Origin of the sequence: Campylobacter sp. P0085, assembly GCF_002139495.1 — a bacterium.
GTDB lineage: Bacteria > Campylobacterota > Campylobacteria > Campylobacterales > Campylobacteraceae > Campylobacter > Campylobacter devanensis.
Genome location: NZ_MJKB01000002.1, coordinates 1 through 15,141 on the forward strand (window position 1 = coordinate 1; position 15,141 = coordinate 15,141).

Genomic DNA, 15,141 nt, shown 5'->3' on the forward strand with positions numbered 1-15,141 from the left:
CTAGTAGACTACTAGTTTGATAGGCTGGGTGTGTAATGGATGAGAGTCCTTTAGCTGACCAGTACTAATAGCTCGTTTGCTTATCTTAATAAGCATCACTTCCTTGTTAAGGATAAAATATAATCCTTTTAGGTTTTAAAATATTTTTAGATATTAAACTTAGTGATTTTTAGCTTTAATACTCTAAGCAGTGTTAAATAAGATATTATATTTACTATATGATATTTTATTTAACACTGCTCGTGGCTATACATGATTAGGAAACGCCTTGCTCCATCTCGAACCAAGAAGCTAAGCTTTTCATGGCCGATGATACTCTCCCTTACTGGGATGCTGGAAAAGTAGGTTGCTGCGAGCTTTGTTTTTATTCTTTATATCTTATATTTATTAATCTATAGTTTTAGTATTTATTTGTTTTTACCTTAATGGATGAAATGGTATAAATCGCTTTTTATTTTATATCTTTTAACTAATTTATTAATTCTTGGATATTTTATTATTGTAAGTTGTTAAGCTTAGATGTTTTAGTGTTTTTATGGTTTATATTATATCCTTTAGATATTATTGTTATTGATTTGGATGGAACTTTATTAGATACTAATTATACTAATCATATATTATATAAAGATGTTTTAAGCAATAAGTTTGGAATGTCTCACTTAATAGAGTTACTATAAAAACTTTAAACAACTGTTTGGAAAATCAATTATCTGCAGTAGAATTACTTAAAATAAAAGAGTATAAAGAACAAATTTATTCTAAATATTTAAATTTAACAAAAGTAAATTATTTACTATATTATCTAATATTAGAATTGCATAAAACAAATAGAATTATTTTATTGACTAATACTAATAAAAATAGAGCTGATGAGCTTATAAAATTTTATGATTTACAAAATTATTTTTCTTATATCTATTATAACTCTAGCAGGAATAAGTAGAAATGATTTTTATCTAAACTATAAAAGCCTTTTATAGCTTAGATTATATTGGTAATTTACGTGTTGATTGTGAAAATTTAAAAAAGAATCCTGCTAGATTTATTTATACTATTAAAGATGATTTTTGCAAACCAAATAATACTTCAAATATATGTTTTAGATATATCTATACTTTTTTATCAAATATTGATTTGCTTAAATGGTCTTTTAAGCATTCATATTATGTTTGTTTGGTTTCTGAACTATATGCTAATAATGAAAAAATGCGCTTTAGAGATAGCTAGGTTTGCGTGAATAATTTAAAAGATGGTATTGATTTTTTCTTAGAGTTAAAGATGATGAGTGTTTGTATATATTGCTTCTAAGTTTGTAAAAAAAATGGAGTCGTGATTGCAAGTGGATTAGCATTTAGATGTGATGGTATTGCTCATAGGGCTGCTTTTTAATTTAATATGCTAACAGTTACGATTTTACCAAGTAGGATAAAAGAGATTATCCCTAAACAAAATACTGATTTGGCAAACCAAATATCTATTAATGGTGGATTGATTATTAGTAGATATTATAAAGATGCTTTAAATTTTAAAGAACAAATGAGTGGATGTGTAAAGAGATAGATTGCAAGTGTTATTTAGCGATATGATGGTTTTAACTACTAGCTATAGCAAAAGTGATGCTAAAAAGAATAAAAAGTTAAATAGTTAGTGGTTCAAGACACGTTATAAAAAATCTAAAAATTATGGTATAAAATTTGCTGTTATATATGATGAGAAGCTTTATAATAGTAAGCAGTTTAATTTAAATATGGAATTTATAAACAAATATAAAAATTATCATGATACATCTGAGATAAATAAAAATATACGATAATTTAAGTTTATAAGCTCTCAAAATATTGAATTAAGCTATACTAAATTTAAGAGTATTTAAATTTGAAATTCTAAATTAATAATAGATTATATTAAATAAAGATAGAGATAATAATATTAAAGAAAAGATAATATAAATTTATCTTTATAAATAATTATTTGATTTAGTTTTATTTTTTCTTAAATTTAAAATAGTTAATATTCTCATTTTATAAGTTTTTATATTTTATTAGCATAACAAAAAATATGCAAATAAAATATAAAATTGGTAAAAGATGGGAATTTGAGTATTTTTAAAGCTAAATTTAGCTATATTAACAATAAAAATTATTATTTGGATATATAGATGGAATTTGGTTTTATGCAACTTTTTTATGCATTTTTGCTTACGCTTTTTGCTGGGTTTTCTACTTCAATTGGTGCAGTAATTGCATTTTTTAGTAAAAAGGATGATTATAGGCTTCTTAGTATTGGGCTCGGATTTAGTGCTGGAGTGATGATTTATATCTCATTTATGGAGATTTTGCCTAGTTCGATGGATGATTTTGCTAGAATTTTTGAAAGTAAAAATGCTGAGTTTATAGGACTTTTAGCATTTTTTAGCGGAATAGTTTTAACTGCTTTAATTGATAAATTTATTCCAAGCGATTTAAATCCCCATGAACCAAAAGATAGCCTTGATGAGCTTAAATTTTGCCCACTGCCAAAAAGTAATGAGCCACGTCCAACCTATCATCCAGGAATTAGTCAAAAGAGCTTAAAGAGCTTAAAACGAACCGGGATTATTACTGCTTTTGCTATTGCGATACATAATTTTCCTGAGGGATTTGCGACATTTATTAGTAGTGTTGAGTCGTTAAGTTTTGGACTAGCAATTGCTGGGGCTGTAGCATTACATAATATTCCTGAGGGACTAGCAGTTTCATTGCCAATATATCATGCTACTGGAGATAAAAAGAGAGCCTTTGCCTATTCGTGTTTATCAGGATTTGCTGAGCCTATTGGCGCAATTGCTGGAGCATTGATTTTGATGCCTTTTATGAATGAGACAGTGATGGCTAGTGTTTTTGGTGTTGTTGCTGGAATTATGGTTTTTATTAGCTTTGATGAGCTTTTACCAGCAGCTAGGAGTTATGATAAGGCACATGATAGTTTATATGGTTTAGTTGCTGGTATGGTAGTGATGGCAGTGAGCTTGATTTTACTTGGGATCTAAATTTTGTATTAAATTTAGATCCATAATTTAGCTAATTTATTTTTTTATCTTAGTAGTACGGTATAAGAAACTAAATACTTCAGCGACGGCTTTGTATAAATTTGGTGGAATTTCTTGATTAATATCAACTTTGCTTAGAATCTCGACTAAGTCACTATCTTCTCTAATGGGAACTTTATAAATTTTGGCTGCTTCAATGATTTTATTAGCTACTTCACCTTTGCCGCTAGCTAAAACCATTGGAGCATTGTTTTTATCTTTATTATAACCTAGAGCAACTGCCTTTTTAATTTTTTTTGCCATCTTATGCCTTTTTGTTAAATCCAAAATCAAATGCCCTGTCAGCTTGATGATATGGGGCTTTTTTAGGTTTATGAACCAAAGTAAAGCTACTAACTATTAATCCCAATCCAGTGATTGCGCTTTTTAGTTCTTTACTAGCACTTAGGATTAGGTTTTTAAATTCAGCCGTACCAGTAGCAATACTAATATCGATATATTTGTTATCGCTTAAGGCAATTACGATATCAACATTACCAAAATGAGTAAAATTTAGATCAATTTTAGCGTAGAAACGTTTCTTTTTACCTTGTTTAAAAGCTACGCTACTACTCTCAAGCGCATCCCATGAGTATGGTAAGTATGTTTGAAGCGAATTTTGTGCATAGCTAATTAGCTGGTGCATTTCGATTTGAGTTAAAAGTCTATTTATATTCTGATTTAACGCAGCCTGATTTGGTTGATTGGCTGTGGCTTCTTTTAGGGCTAAAAGTGTGGCTTTAACATCATTTTGTAGTGTTTGAGCAGCTAGATTTTTATCATTTGGAGTGATATTTGCTATATCAGCTTTAGCTAAATTTGTAGCTTTTATCAATCCTTTTAGTTCAGCTAGATGGCTTTTAGCATCTTGGCTATTTTTATCAAAAAAGTTAATAATATTTGATAGCTTTCTAGCAGCCATAGAGAGTTTATCTTGTAGATTTAGATTATTAGCATCAGTGTTAATATGTTGTATGAAATTACTTAAATTTGTGCTATTTTGAGATTGATTTAGACCGCTTATTAGACTTTCTAAATTTGGCGTAGATTGAGTGGTTTGTGCTATTGTAGCACTATTAATCTGGCTTAGCTGTGTAGATTCTAGCATAGCTGAGAGGCGATTAGCACTGGCTGCTATATTGTTTGATAGCTTAAATTCTTTTATATCAAGAGCGGGATTATTTATATTGGATTTTAGTGAATTTAACTCAGCTTTGATATCTAGAAGCATTTGGCCTAGCTGTGTACTTAGAGGTTTGACATTTTTTAAATTTGGGTGGTTAAAATTAATCTGTGATAGCGAAGTTTCTATATTTTTGATTATATTTTGACCTTGGTTTATAGCTCGTGATATATTTTGCTCTATTGAGAGTGGATTTTTGGGATTAGTTTGAATTTGATATGCGATTTTATCAAGGAATTTCGCCATATGTTCTAGCTTAGTATTTGCATCTAAAAGTGGCTTAAAATTTGAGTTTTGTATAATTTGGTTATTTTTTAATTTATTTTTTTGTAAAATTTCTAAAAGTGCATTAAAGCTCTCTTGTGGACTACTTTCTTTGGTATTTGCAAGACCCATAAAGGCTAGCGTAAGATCTTTATTAGTAGTATTTTTCATCAGTGATAAAAGTTCTTTAATGCTTGATGGCAAAATTTCAGCCTTTAGAGTTTGGGCGAGTTTAGCCTCTAGCATTATGCCTGTATCTTTGATAGTTTGGGCAATGTTTGTTGTTTTAATATGCTCAACTGGCTTGATAAAACTTTCAAGCTTTGCACCAAGTTGACTTAGCTTCGGGTCTGATTTTATAGAATTTAAAAGAGAGGCTAGATCTTTGGCTAAATTTGGTGCTACTTGCGATGATTTTATCTGGGCTAAGGCATTTTGTTTATATGTTCCATCATCGATATTAGCCTTGAGTGCATTTAATAGTTTTGATGTGAATTTATTTAATTCTAAATCGAGTTTAGTCTGCTCAATTACAACACCTTGGGTTGGTTTTTTTAGTATGGTTTTGCCATCATTTAAGGTAGTTGTATTACTAGTCTCTTTAGATGATTTTTTATCATCTTTGGTTTGGGTTGGTTGTTGGGTTGGGGTATTATTTACTATTATCATCATTTAACTCATCAAAAATCACACTATGACCACCGTGGCGAGTAAATGCCACCTCTTGGTCTTTGGGTACATTTTTTTGAAATGTAGCAAAGATTATCAAAAATGCCAACAGTGTAATGTAGTAATATATAAAAGCTGTAGCGCCAAATTGGTTTATTAAAAATCCTATAATTATTGTAGATAAAAATGAACCTATTAAGTAGTTAAATAGTAAAGCTCTTACAACTTCGACATAAGTAGTTTTATCAGTTACAACATCGTTTGCCCTAGCTAATGCTAGTGCGTAAAGTACAAATATTCCAAAACCTAAAAAGAAAACAATAAGATACTGTAAAGCAATATCTGGGTTAATAAATATAAATATAAGACACGCTAGAAGTGCTATGCTAGAGGCTAAAATAATAGCAAACTTTCTACCAAATTTATCAGAAATAGTTCCAAATATAGTATGTGCCATAAATCCGCCACTCATTCCAATAATTATAAAAATTCCAGCTTGTGCTGGGGTATAGCCTTGGGTTATTATAAATAGTGAAGCCATTGAGAAAAATCCATTCATTGTAAGACCAGCAATTATACTTGTAGCAAGCGCTAATGGGGCGATATTGTAAATTTTAGGCAAGCTAATACTCATTGCTTTTGGGATTTTAGGTGATTTGATTTTAAGAAAATTTAATGGAATTGAACCTAAAATGATTGCAATTGTGCCAATTAAAAATACCTTCGTAGTGCTTAAATCCATACTCATAATCACAGCGCCAATGGCAAAGGCGCTATAAAAGATAATTTCATAAAATCCAAGTACCCTTGAGCGAACAGAATTTGAAATCTTCTCATTTAACCAACTCTCTACAATTAATACAATACTATAATAGCAAAACCCTAGCATAAATCTTAAAATAGCCCAAAATATGAGATTTTCACTTATATCATGAAGTAGGGCTGAAATGGCAAAAAGCGCAGTAAATATAGCATAAGCTCTCATATGTCCTACATGTGAAATTAACCTATGCGATATAATTGTACAAGTAAGCGCTCCCATAAAAAAGCAAGAAGTAATAAGGCCAATTTGCGTATTTGAAGCTCCTAATTCATTTAGTAGAACTCCAGCAGAACTAACAACTAACCCACTAGCTATAAATATAAAGCTAACTCCTATAAATAAAGCACTAAGCGAGGTTATAGCTCTTTTACTTCCTGCCATAAAATACTCCAGCGCAAAATACACCAAGAGGCATTAAAGCAAGTCCGGCTAAAAATGCGATTGGTTCTAAAATTCCGTGCCTAAGCAAAACAAAAAAGGCAATAATTAAAATAAAATAGCTAAGCAGCCTAAGTGGTTTAAAAGCACCTAGAATATCTATTTTACGAAATTTAGCTAACTTTTTATCACTTTTGGTAGTAAAATTTTTCTCATTTAAATTTGTAATATCAACATTTAAATTGTCTGAATTATCATTGTTTTTAATCTGCTCATCTTCGCTATCTTCAAAAAGCTCAAGTTCTTGCTCGCTTAATTGATAATTAACACTTTTATTCTCAACTCTACTCTTATATCCAAAATAACTAGCAAATAAAATAAGCGTAGAACAAATAAAGGCTACTTGTGAATTTAAAAGTGCAACTGCCCCAAAAGCCGAAGTAATAGCTATCAACAATAGATCCAAGATTAGATAAAATATAGCTAAATTTTTAAATTTCATCTCTTTTCTTTAAACTCTTCATAGCTTTTAACTTGAGATTTATAGGCCTTATAGATATTATTTATCGCTGCACCAACGCCTATAAAGATTCCAATACCTAATCCCCAGTTTGAGCCTGTTAGCTCCTTTAATCCCCAGCCGATCCCAAAGCCTATAAGCACCGCAACTACGATTGAGATCCCAAGACTTAGGCTATCAGCGGCTTTTATTGCGGTGTTTATCTTTTTGCTTTTTTGGCTCATAGTGATTTAAAACTCTCTTTTATAGCTTGTGCGGTTTTGTCTAAGCTAGTTTGGCTTAGAGGCTTGCAAACAAAGCAAGTTTCAAACTGACTTGGTGCTAGATATACTCCACGCTTTAGCATTTGAGCGTGGAATTTGGCAAATAAACTTGTATCGCTTTGTAGAGCTTGAGTGTAGTTGGTAACTGGATTTTCATTGAAGAAAAATCCCCACATAGACCCACGCATAGTTGTTTGAAGTGGAATTCCCATCTCATTTGCGCTATCTTGCATAGTATCAATTATAAATTTACTCTTTTTACCAAGCTCATCATATAAATTTGGCATATTATAAATTTTATTTAACGCAGCTAGTCCAGCAGCCATAGCAACAGGATTACCGCTTAGCGTCCCAGCTTGATAGACTCCACCAAGTGGGCTTATAAGCTCCATTATCTCATTTTTTCCAGCATACGCAGCACACGGCATACCACCACCAATGACCTTACCAAAGGTAACTATATCAGCTTCAATCTTATTTAATCCATAGCTACCAGTGGCACTAGCTCTAAATCCACTCATAACTTCATCAAAGATTAGCACCGCACCATTTTCATCACAAATCTTTCTAAGCCCATGTAAAAACTCATCACTACCAGGCACCAATCCCATATTTCCAGCGATTGGCTCAACGATAATAACGCCAATATCACCATTTTTAAAGCACTCTTCAACACTATTTAAATCATTATATTTAGCTAGATGAGTATTTTTGACTATATCATTTGGGACGCCTAAGCTACTTGAATATCCAAAAGTGGTAGCTCCACTCCCAGCTTTGACTAATAATCCATCGCTATGGCCGTGATAGCAACCTTCAAATTTGATTATTCCATCTTTTTTGCTATATCCACGAGCTAATCTAATAGCGCTCATAGTAGCTTCAGTCCCGCTATTAACAAAGCGAATTTTATCTAAATGAGGGAATTTAGATAATACTAATTTCGCAAGCTCAGTTTCTAATAAACATGGCGCACCAAAGCTTAGGCCCTTTTTAGCCGTTGATATCACAGCATCTTCTATATCCTTATCACAATGCCCAAAGATGAGTGGCCCCCAGCTTAAAATATAATCAATATACTCATTATTTTCAATATCATAGATAAACTCACGCTCACCCCTATCTATCATCACAGGAGTAGAACCAACTGAACCAAAGGCACGAACAGGCGAATTTACACCACCTGGGATATATTTTTGTGCTTTTTGGAATTCATCTTTATTTCTCATCTTTTTTATCCTTATTAAATGAAGTTATGTATTCAAATAAATTTAAAATCTCATTTTGAGTAAGAAAATATGATGGCATAATGCCTTTTGAGTCTGTGACTGCAGATTTGAATTTATCGAATTCAAGATTATTTATGCGTGGTGCCATCAAAGACCTCTCCTCATATTTATTAGTTTTTTTATTAAATGCTTTGTATTTTACTATCAAAGCACCATCCCCTTTGCTTCCATGACACTTGTCACAGCCGATTCCACGAGGATTTTTATATAGCATTTTAGCATATTCGCTCTCAGTAATAAACTCTTCACTAAAAGCAAAAGTAATAAAAAGCAAAAAAAAGCCAATAAATTTCATAAATCTCACCTGAGTTTAATTTGAATTTAGGTATGATACAATTTTTGTAATTAAAAAATGCATAAAAGGATTAAAAATGCAAATAATTGATGGTAAAGAGATAAGTAACAGAGTAAAAGAGAGAGTAAAAGCTGAAGCTATAGCTTTAAAAGATATGGGAATTACTCCAACTTTAGCAGTTATTTTAGTAGGTGAAGATAAAGCTAGTCAAACTTATGTTGCAAGTAAAGAAAAATCTACAATAGCTTGCGAAATGGGTTCAGTAGCTCATAAATTACCTGAATCTACTACTCAAGACGAGCTTTTAGCTTTGATTGAGCTTTTAAATGCAGATGATAGTATAGATGGAATTTTAGTTCAACTGCCGCTTCCAAAACATATAGATAGTAATAAAATTTTAGAAGCTATTGATCCAAGCAAAGATGTGGATGGATTTCATGCTATAAATGTAGGTAAATTAAATAGCGGATTAGATGGATTTGTGCCTTGTACGCCACTTGGGATAATGGAGCTTTTAAAAGAGTATAACATTGAAGTTAGTGGCAAAAATGCCGTGGTAATAGGAAGAAGTAATATAGTAGGTAAGCCAATGGCAGCACTGCTACTAAATGCTGGGGCTACTGTGACTATAGCTCACTCTAAAACTAAAGATTTAGCAAAAGTTTGTCAAAATGCCCAAATTATAGTAGTTGCTGTAGGTAAACCAAATTTTTTAACTGCTGATATGGTAAGCGATGGAGCGATAGTAATAGATGTAGGTATAAATCGTTTAGATAATGGTAAGTTAGTAGGTGATTGTGATTATGATAATGTAGCTCCGAAGTGTTCTATGATAACTCCTGTTCCAGGAGGAGTAGGGCCAATGACAATTGCTATGCTACTTAGCAATACGCTAAAATCAGCAAAAAATAGAAAATTAAAAGGTTAAGCTTTGAGAAAAATTTTATCGAAATTCTATAATTTTTGTAGTAGTTGGACTGGAACAGTAATTATAGTTTTGTTTATAATATTTTTTATCGCTCAAGCATTTGTAATCCCTAGTGGCTCTATGAAAAATACTCTTTTAGTTGGAGATTATCTATTTGTAAAGAAATTTTCTTATGGAATTCCAACACCACACATTCCATTTATAGAAATTCCAGTGCTTCCTGATAGCGATGGTGATGGGCATTTGATAGCTAGTGATGGGCCAAAGCGTGGTGATATAGTAGTTTTTCGCTATCCAAAAGATCCTAAAATTCACTATGTAAAGCGTAATTTTGCTACTGGAAATGACGAGGTTATATTTGCTCCAAGTGCAATGTATCTAAGACCAAGCGGTGGTGATGATGAGATAAATAGTAAATTTAAAGATGCTGATATTGTAATATTAGGTGGTAAAAGATTTATAAAAGAGCCATATAAGATGGCCGGAATTCACTATGATAATAACACTGATAAAGATAATTATGGTGGATTAAAAGCTGATACATTTACTATTGCTGGTATGGTGGATTTTGCTATGAGTGAGATTATGGTGCCAGAATTGCCTAAAATTAATGGATTAAATTTCAACGCATATTACTTTAAAGTGCCACAAAATGAGTATTTCATGGTGGGCGATAATAGAGAAAATAGCAGCGATAGTAGATTTTGGGGTTCTGTGCCTTATAAATATATAGTTGGTAAGCCGTGGTTTGTCTATCTAAGCTATGATGAGAATTACAAAATTCGCTGGGAGCGTATCGGACGCTTAGCAAGTAGCTTAGAAGATATGGCAAAATAGATAGGTTGGCTAAGTTGATTAACTAAAAGCCAAATTTATATCATTTTATATGATATAATCAGATAATTTTAATTTAAAGTAGGTTTAGATGAATATTTCTAAGATTTATATAGCAAGTGATCACGCTGGATATGAGGCTAAGATGCAAGTTAAGAGTATTTTAGAAAATATGGGCGTATTGGTGATAGATTTAGGAACTGATAATGCTAAAAATAGCGTGGATTATCCTGATTTTGCTGCTTTAGTGGCTAATAGTATTAAAAGTAATGATGAATTTGGTGTGTTGATATGCGGTAGCGGGATTGGTATATCTATAGCAGCTAATCGCTTTTCTCATATACGCTGTGCTTTGAGTCATAATACTACTATTGCAAGACTATCTAGAGAGCATAATGATGCAAATGTGCTGTGTTTTGGTGCTAGAGTAGTTGGTGCTGAGATTATCAAAGATATGGTTGAAGTATTTTTTACTACTGAATTTAGTGGTGGTAGGCATCAAAAACGAGTTGAAAAACTAGGAGTATGTCAATGTTCTTAGATTGGATTTTTTATACATTTTTTATTTGCTGTAGCCTTTATTTGGTTGTTATGGTATTTTATTATAAAACTTTACTTAAAAAAGAGCGTGCTATGCGTGATTTTGTTAAGAACAATCTAGATGATACTGAAATAATAATTCGCAAATTGCAAGTTCAACTTCAAAGAAGTCTTGGGAATATAGATATTTTAACCGATGAATTAAATAAAATTAAAAGTGATGTAAGCAGCTTAAGAGCTAGAAATTCTCAATACAGAGTAGAAAACGACAAATTAAGAGCTAGAATTAAAGAGTTAGAGGGCAAAATCGAAGCGCTATTGTAAAATAAATTTATTTATAGAAGGACTAGTGTGTATAGTTTATCACAAGAACAAAAAGATTATTTAGATTCAACTATTAGAAAGATTGCTGATTTTCCAAAGCCTGGAGTGATATTTCGAGATATTACTACGCTTTTAGGCGATGGTAAGGCATTTAATCTTTTAATGTCTCATCTCTATGATAGATATAAAGATAAAGATATTGATTATGTAGTTGGGATCGAGAGTCGTGGCTTTATTTTTGGTGCGGCTTTGGCTGATAGGCTTGGGGTGGGATTTGTGCCTTTTAGAAAAAAGGGTAAATTACCAGGTGCTACTATCTCTGAAAAATACTCATTAGAGTATGGAGTAGATGAGATTGAAGCGCATATAGATGCCTTTAAGCCTAGAGCAAATCTATTATTAATAGATGATCTTATAGCCACAGGTGGTACGGCTAAGGCAGCTTGTGAGCTTATTTTAAGACTTAATGGAAATTTGGTTGAAATCATCTCTATAATAGATATTGGAATTGGTGGATTAAAAGAGCTTAAAAATTATGCGCCAATTTATGTGGTATTACAGGAGTAGGATATGGAAGAGTTTTTAAAGAATTTATTATATGAGTATCAAAATTTCGCCTATCTTATTATATTTTTATGGTGTATTGCCGAAGGAGAGTTAGCGCTTATTTTAGGTGGGATATTTGCTCATGAGGGGCATGTGAATTTAGGGCTTATAATATTTGTGGCTGGACTTGGTGGATTTGTGGGGGATCAAATTTATTTTTATATTGGTCGCTATAACAAAAAATATATCCAAAAAAAATTAGCCAAACAAAGACGCAAATTCGCCGTTGCTCACCTACTACTTCAAAAATTTGGCTGGCCGATTATATTTATGCAGCGTTATATGTATGGATTTCGCACTATTATACCTATGAGTATAGGAATCACTAGATATAGCGCTAAAAAATTTGCTTTTATAAATTTAATTAGCGCTTGGGTATGGGCGGCTATTACGATACTTTTGGCTTGGCATTTTGGTCAGCTCATTTGGGCTGGGATAGAGTGGGCCGAGTCGCATTGGTATTTTGCGGTGCCAATTATCGGTGGATTTTTGGCTTCTTTATTTTTTGGTTTAAAATATATGGAAAAGCGAATTTTAAATGAAAGGAAAAAGAGAAGAAATGAATGTTGAATTAATAGATAAAAAATTAGCTGATATTTTGGCTGATTATGAGATAATTTTTATTGTTGATAAGAATTTGAGTCATAGATTTGTAGATGATTTGGGTGAGTTTGATTTTTACTCTTATAAGGGTGATGGGGTTTTAAATTTGCCTAGTAAGAGACGGATTTATGTAGGTATTAAAAATCTTGATTTAAATTCTCTTAGATTAGCGAGTGCTACGGCTTTTAATGCTATTAAAGAGCTTAATATCAAAAGTGTCAAAATCGCTAGTTATAGCGGGGATTGCGTTAAGATGAGTTTTGAGGCTATGGTTGAGGGATTTTTGTTAGCTAGTTATAAATTTGATAAATACAAAAGCGAGAAAAAAGAGAATAAAATAGAAAAAATTCTAATCTCAACTGAGGATTATAATAGCAAAAAGATCGCCCTAGATGAAGCGCAAATCGGCATAGATCACGCTCATATCATAGCTGAAGCGACTAATTTTACAAGAGATATAGTAAATGAAATTCCAGAGATCTACACCCCGCAAAAGATGGCCGAAGATGCGAAAAATTTAAGCCTAAGCTATGCTAATATAGAGTGCGCTATACATGATGAAAACTACCTAAAAAGCCAAAATATGAATGCCTTTTTAGCGGTTAATAAAGCCTCAATTCATCCACCACGCCTAATACATTTAAAATACACCCCAAAACAGAGCATTAAAAGAGTTGTATTTGTAGGTAAGGGTCTTACATATGATAGTGGTGGGCTAAGCTTAAAACCAGCTGATTATATGCTAACTATGAAAAGCGATAAGAGTGGTGCAGCGGCTGCTATGGGAATCATAATGGGAGCGGCTAAGATGGAGTTGCCATTTGAAATTCACGCCGTTTTGGGTGCGACTGAAAATATGATAGGTGGAAATGCGTATAAGCCTGATGATGTGCTAATTACTCGTAGTGGAGTTAGCGTAGAGGTTAAAAATACAGATGCTGAAGGCAGGCTTGTTTTGGCTGATTGTTTGGATTGGGCGCAAAGTGAGCTTGACCCAGATCTTCTTATAGATATGGCGACACTTACAGGTGCTTGTGTTGTAGGGCTTGGTGAATATACTAGCGGAGTTATGGGAAATAGCTATGAGTTACAGAGTGAGTTTAAAAATTACGCTAGTAGAAGTGGAGAGTATCTAACTGTTTTGGAATTTAATGATCATCTAAAAGAGCTTATAAAAAGCGATATAGCCGATATCTCAAATATCTCTTCAAGTAGATATGGTGGGGCTATTACAGCTGGAATCTTTTTGGATAAATTTATAAAAGATGAGTATAAAGATAGGTGGTTACATCTTGATATCGCTGGGCCTGCTTATGTAAATAAAGCATGGGGATATAATCCAGCTGGGGCTAGTGGAGCTGGAGTTAGAGCGTGTTTATACTATCTACAAAAATTAGCTAGAAATCATCAAAAAGGTCAGAATTAATGGGATTATCAGTAGGTATTGTAGGTTTGCCAAATGTGGGTAAATCAACTACATTTAACGCACTAACAAAAGCTAGTAACGCTGAAGCGGCCAACTATCCATTTTGTACGATTGAACCAAATAAGGCTATAGTGCCAGTGCCAGATCCTAGGCTTGATGAACTAGCTAAAATCGTAAAACCAAACAAAATTCAACACTCTGTAATTGAATTTGTAGATATCGCAGGGCTTGTAAAGGGTGCTAGTAAGGGTGAAGGGCTTGGGAATAAATTTCTTTCTAATATTAGAGAGACAGAGGTGATCTTACACATGGTAAGGTGCTTTGAAGATTCTAATGTTACGCATGTAGAAAATAGCGTAGATCCAATTAGAGATATCGAAATTATCGAAACTGAGCTTATACTAGCTGATATAGAGCAACTTGCTAAAAAGATTGAGAAATTAACCAAAGAGGCTAAAGCAAATGTAAAAGGCGCTAAAGAGAGCTTAGAGTGTGCTAAGGCCTTAGCAGATCATTTAGATAGTGGCAAGAGTGCGGCGTCGTTTAGTGAATTTGATAGTGATGTTTTTAACGCTTTAAATAAAGAGCTTAGACTTCTTTCAGCAAAAGAGGTTATATATGGTGCCAATGTCAATGAAGATGAAATTTCTATCGATAATGAGTATGTAAAAAAGGTAAAAGAATACGCCAAAGAGCGTGGGGCAGAGGTTATCAAACTTTGTGCTAAGATAGAAGAGGAGCTAATAGGGCTAGATGATGCTGAGGCTAAAGAGATGCTAGAGAGCTTAGGAGCGAGTGAGAGTGGATTAGAGAGCATTATACGCACGGCATTTGCGAAGCTTGGGCTTATTAGTTATTTTACAGCTGGGGTTGTGGAAGTTAGGGCTTGGACTATTCACAAAGGGTGGAAAGCCCCAAAGGCTGCGAGCGTGATACATAATGATTTTGAAAGAGGTTTTATCAGAGCTGAAGTTATCAGCTATGATGATTATATCGCTTGTGGCGGTGAAGCCAAGGCTAAAGAAGCTGGCAAGATGAGATTGGAAGGTAAGGATTATATCGTTAATGATGGCGATGTGATGCATTTTAGATTTAATGTGTGATAATTCAATCCGAATTTAGAGAGATC

At 32.8% G+C, this 15,141-nt stretch carries 17 protein-coding genes and 2 rRNA genes; 12 read left to right on the plus strand and 7 right to left on the minus strand.

Annotation, left to right across the window (positions count from 1 at the left end; genetic code table 11):
- The 4 genes from CIGNP85_RS01835 to zupT form a co-directional block, all read left to right on the plus strand.
- Nucleotides 1-88: ribosomal RNA gene (locus tag CIGNP85_RS01835) — 23S ribosomal RNA — on the plus strand; the annotation flags it as partial.
- A gap of 150 nt (nucleotides 89-238) precedes the next feature.
- Nucleotides 239-358, plus strand: a 5S ribosomal RNA gene (gene rrf / locus CIGNP85_RS01840).
- Nucleotides 359-1,395: 1,037 nt separating this feature from the next.
- Nucleotides 1,396-1,560, plus strand: coding sequence for a hypothetical protein (locus tag CIGNP85_RS08310; protein WP_179187350.1), 165 nt, complete (start codon nucleotides 1,396-1,398; stop codon nucleotides 1,558-1,560).
- 598 nt (nucleotides 1,561-2,158) lie between these two features.
- Nucleotides 2,159-3,028 (plus strand): zinc transporter ZupT, encoded by an 870-nt coding sequence (gene zupT, locus CIGNP85_RS01850; RefSeq protein ID WP_086286739.1) that lies wholly within the window; start codon nucleotides 2,159-2,161, stop codon nucleotides 3,026-3,028.
- Between the two features lie 36 nt (nucleotides 3,029-3,064).
- Here the strand turns inward: zupT and CIGNP85_RS01855 are convergent, their stop codons facing one another.
- From CIGNP85_RS01855 to CIGNP85_RS01885, 7 genes are read right to left on the minus strand one after another with little or no spacing between them, the layout of a single operon-like run.
- Complete coding sequence (locus CIGNP85_RS01855; protein WP_086224645.1) at nucleotides 3,065-3,331, minus strand: FlhB-like flagellar biosynthesis protein; 267 nt, start codon at nucleotides 3,329-3,331, stop codon at nucleotides 3,065-3,067.
- A gap of 1 nt (nucleotide 3,332) precedes the next feature.
- Nucleotides 3,333-5,186 (minus strand): flagellar hook-length control protein FliK, encoded by a 1,854-nt coding sequence (gene fliK, locus CIGNP85_RS01860; protein WP_086286740.1) that lies wholly within the window; start codon nucleotides 5,184-5,186, stop codon nucleotides 3,333-3,335.
- The gene (locus CIGNP85_RS01865; protein ID WP_086232176.1) at nucleotides 5,167-6,387 is read right to left on the minus strand and encodes an MFS transporter; all 1,221 of its coding nucleotides are present in this window, start codon (nucleotides 6,385-6,387) and stop codon (nucleotides 5,167-5,169) included. The genes fliK and CIGNP85_RS01865 overlap by 20 nt, the downstream gene beginning before the upstream one ends.
- Entirely contained in the window at nucleotides 6,374-6,886 is a 513-nt protein-coding gene (locus tag CIGNP85_RS01870) for a hypothetical protein (RefSeq protein ID WP_086228926.1), read from the minus strand. The genes CIGNP85_RS01865 and CIGNP85_RS01870 overlap by 14 nt, the downstream gene beginning before the upstream one ends.
- On the minus strand, nucleotides 6,883-7,128 hold the full coding sequence (locus CIGNP85_RS01875) for an AtpZ/AtpI family protein (protein WP_086226917.1): 246 nt from the start codon (nucleotides 7,126-7,128) through the stop codon (nucleotides 6,883-6,885). The genes CIGNP85_RS01870 and CIGNP85_RS01875 overlap by 4 nt, the downstream gene beginning before the upstream one ends.
- A complete protein-coding gene (gene hemL, locus CIGNP85_RS01880; RefSeq protein WP_086286741.1) occupies nucleotides 7,125-8,396 on the minus strand; it encodes a glutamate-1-semialdehyde 2,1-aminomutase in 1,272 nt (423 codons plus the stop codon). The genes CIGNP85_RS01875 and hemL overlap by 4 nt, the downstream gene beginning before the upstream one ends.
- Nucleotides 8,386-8,751, minus strand: a complete 366-nt coding sequence (locus CIGNP85_RS01885; RefSeq protein ID WP_086224639.1) for a c-type cytochrome — start codon at nucleotides 8,749-8,751, stop codon at nucleotides 8,386-8,388. The genes hemL and CIGNP85_RS01885 overlap by 11 nt, the downstream gene beginning before the upstream one ends.
- A 76-nt stretch (nucleotides 8,752-8,827) precedes the next feature.
- On the opposite strand from CIGNP85_RS01885, the gene folD reads away from it, so the two are divergent.
- The 8 genes from folD to ychF all read left to right on the plus strand — a co-directional run bounded on the left by folD (nucleotide 8,828) and on the right by ychF (nucleotide 15,115).
- Nucleotides 8,828-9,679: a bifunctional methylenetetrahydrofolate dehydrogenase/methenyltetrahydrofolate cyclohydrolase FolD gene (gene folD, locus CIGNP85_RS01890; RefSeq protein WP_086286742.1), complete on the plus strand. Its 852-nt coding sequence runs from the start codon at nucleotides 8,828-8,830 to the stop codon at nucleotides 9,677-9,679.
- Between the two features lie 3 nt (nucleotides 9,680-9,682).
- Entirely contained in the window at nucleotides 9,683-10,516 is an 834-nt protein-coding gene (lepB, locus tag CIGNP85_RS01895; protein ID WP_086286743.1) for a signal peptidase I, read from the plus strand.
- Nucleotides 10,517-10,604: 88 nt separating this feature from the next.
- On the plus strand, nucleotides 10,605-11,054 hold the full coding sequence (gene rpiB, locus CIGNP85_RS01900; protein WP_086286744.1) for a ribose 5-phosphate isomerase B: 450 nt from the start codon (nucleotides 10,605-10,607) through the stop codon (nucleotides 11,052-11,054).
- Entirely contained in the window at nucleotides 11,045-11,377 is a 333-nt protein-coding gene (locus CIGNP85_RS01905) for a hypothetical protein (RefSeq protein ID WP_086224635.1), read from the plus strand. The genes rpiB and CIGNP85_RS01905 overlap by 10 nt, the downstream gene beginning before the upstream one ends.
- Nucleotides 11,378-11,404: 27 nt before the next feature.
- Nucleotides 11,405-11,944 carry an adenine phosphoribosyltransferase gene (locus CIGNP85_RS01910; protein WP_086241369.1) on the plus strand — a complete coding sequence of 180 codons (540 nt, stop codon included), beginning with the start codon at nucleotides 11,405-11,407 and terminating at the stop codon, nucleotides 11,942-11,944.
- A gap of 3 nt (nucleotides 11,945-11,947) precedes the next feature.
- On the plus strand, nucleotides 11,948-12,553 hold the full coding sequence (locus CIGNP85_RS01915; protein WP_086232168.1) for a DedA family protein: 606 nt from the start codon (nucleotides 11,948-11,950) through the stop codon (nucleotides 12,551-12,553).
- On the plus strand, nucleotides 12,543-14,012 hold the full coding sequence (locus CIGNP85_RS01920; RefSeq protein ID WP_086241368.1) for a leucyl aminopeptidase: 1,470 nt from the start codon (nucleotides 12,543-12,545) through the stop codon (nucleotides 14,010-14,012). Before CIGNP85_RS01915 ends, CIGNP85_RS01920 begins: the two co-directional genes overlap by 11 nt.
- Nucleotides 14,012-15,115 carry a redox-regulated ATPase YchF gene (ychF, locus tag CIGNP85_RS01925; protein ID WP_086241367.1) on the plus strand — a complete coding sequence of 368 codons (1,104 nt, stop codon included), beginning with the start codon at nucleotides 14,012-14,014 and terminating at the stop codon, nucleotides 15,113-15,115. Before CIGNP85_RS01920 ends, ychF begins: the two co-directional genes overlap by 1 nt.
- Nucleotides 15,116-15,141: the final 26 nt, after the last annotated feature.

Bases quoted from the DNA above. Each gene is read 5' to 3' on its own strand.
- CIGNP85_RS01875 (WP_086226917.1), bottom strand. From the start codon at position 7,128: ATGAGCCAAAAAAGCAAAAAGATAAACACCGCAATAAAAGCCGCTGAT.
- CIGNP85_RS08310 (WP_179187350.1), top strand. From the start codon at position 1,396: ATGCTAACAGTTACGATTTTACCAAGTAGGATAAAAGAGATTATCCCT.
- zupT (WP_086286739.1), top strand. From the start codon at position 2,159: ATGGAATTTGGTTTTATGCAACTTTTTTATGCATTTTTGCTTACGCTT.
- ychF (WP_086241367.1), top strand. From the start codon at position 14,012: ATGGGATTATCAGTAGGTATTGTAGGTTTGCCAAATGTGGGTAAATCA.
- CIGNP85_RS01885 (WP_086224639.1), bottom strand. From the start codon at position 8,751: ATGAAATTTATTGGCTTTTTTTTGCTTTTTATTACTTTTGCTTTTAGT.
- CIGNP85_RS01870 (WP_086228926.1), bottom strand. From the start codon at position 6,886: ATGAAATTTAAAAATTTAGCTATATTTTATCTAATCTTGGATCTATTG.
- fliK (WP_086286740.1), bottom strand. From the start codon at position 5,186: ATGATGATAATAGTAAATAATACCCCAACCCAACAACCAACCCAAACC.
- CIGNP85_RS01855 (WP_086224645.1), bottom strand. From the start codon at position 3,331: ATGGCAAAAAAAATTAAAAAGGCAGTTGCTCTAGGTTATAATAAAGAT.
- CIGNP85_RS01905 (WP_086224635.1), top strand. From the start codon at position 11,045: ATGTTCTTAGATTGGATTTTTTATACATTTTTTATTTGCTGTAGCCTT.
- CIGNP85_RS01915 (WP_086232168.1), top strand. From the start codon at position 11,948: ATGGAAGAGTTTTTAAAGAATTTATTATATGAGTATCAAAATTTCGCC.
- folD (WP_086286742.1), top strand. From the start codon at position 8,828: ATGCAAATAATTGATGGTAAAGAGATAAGTAACAGAGTAAAAGAGAGA.
- rpiB (WP_086286744.1), top strand. From the start codon at position 10,605: ATGAATATTTCTAAGATTTATATAGCAAGTGATCACGCTGGATATGAG.
- CIGNP85_RS01920 (WP_086241368.1), top strand. From the start codon at position 12,543: ATGAATGTTGAATTAATAGATAAAAAATTAGCTGATATTTTGGCTGAT.
- CIGNP85_RS01865 (WP_086232176.1), bottom strand. From the start codon at position 6,387: ATGGCAGGAAGTAAAAGAGCTATAACCTCGCTTAGTGCTTTATTTATA.
- hemL (WP_086286741.1), bottom strand. From the start codon at position 8,396: ATGAGAAATAAAGATGAATTCCAAAAAGCACAAAAATATATCCCAGGT.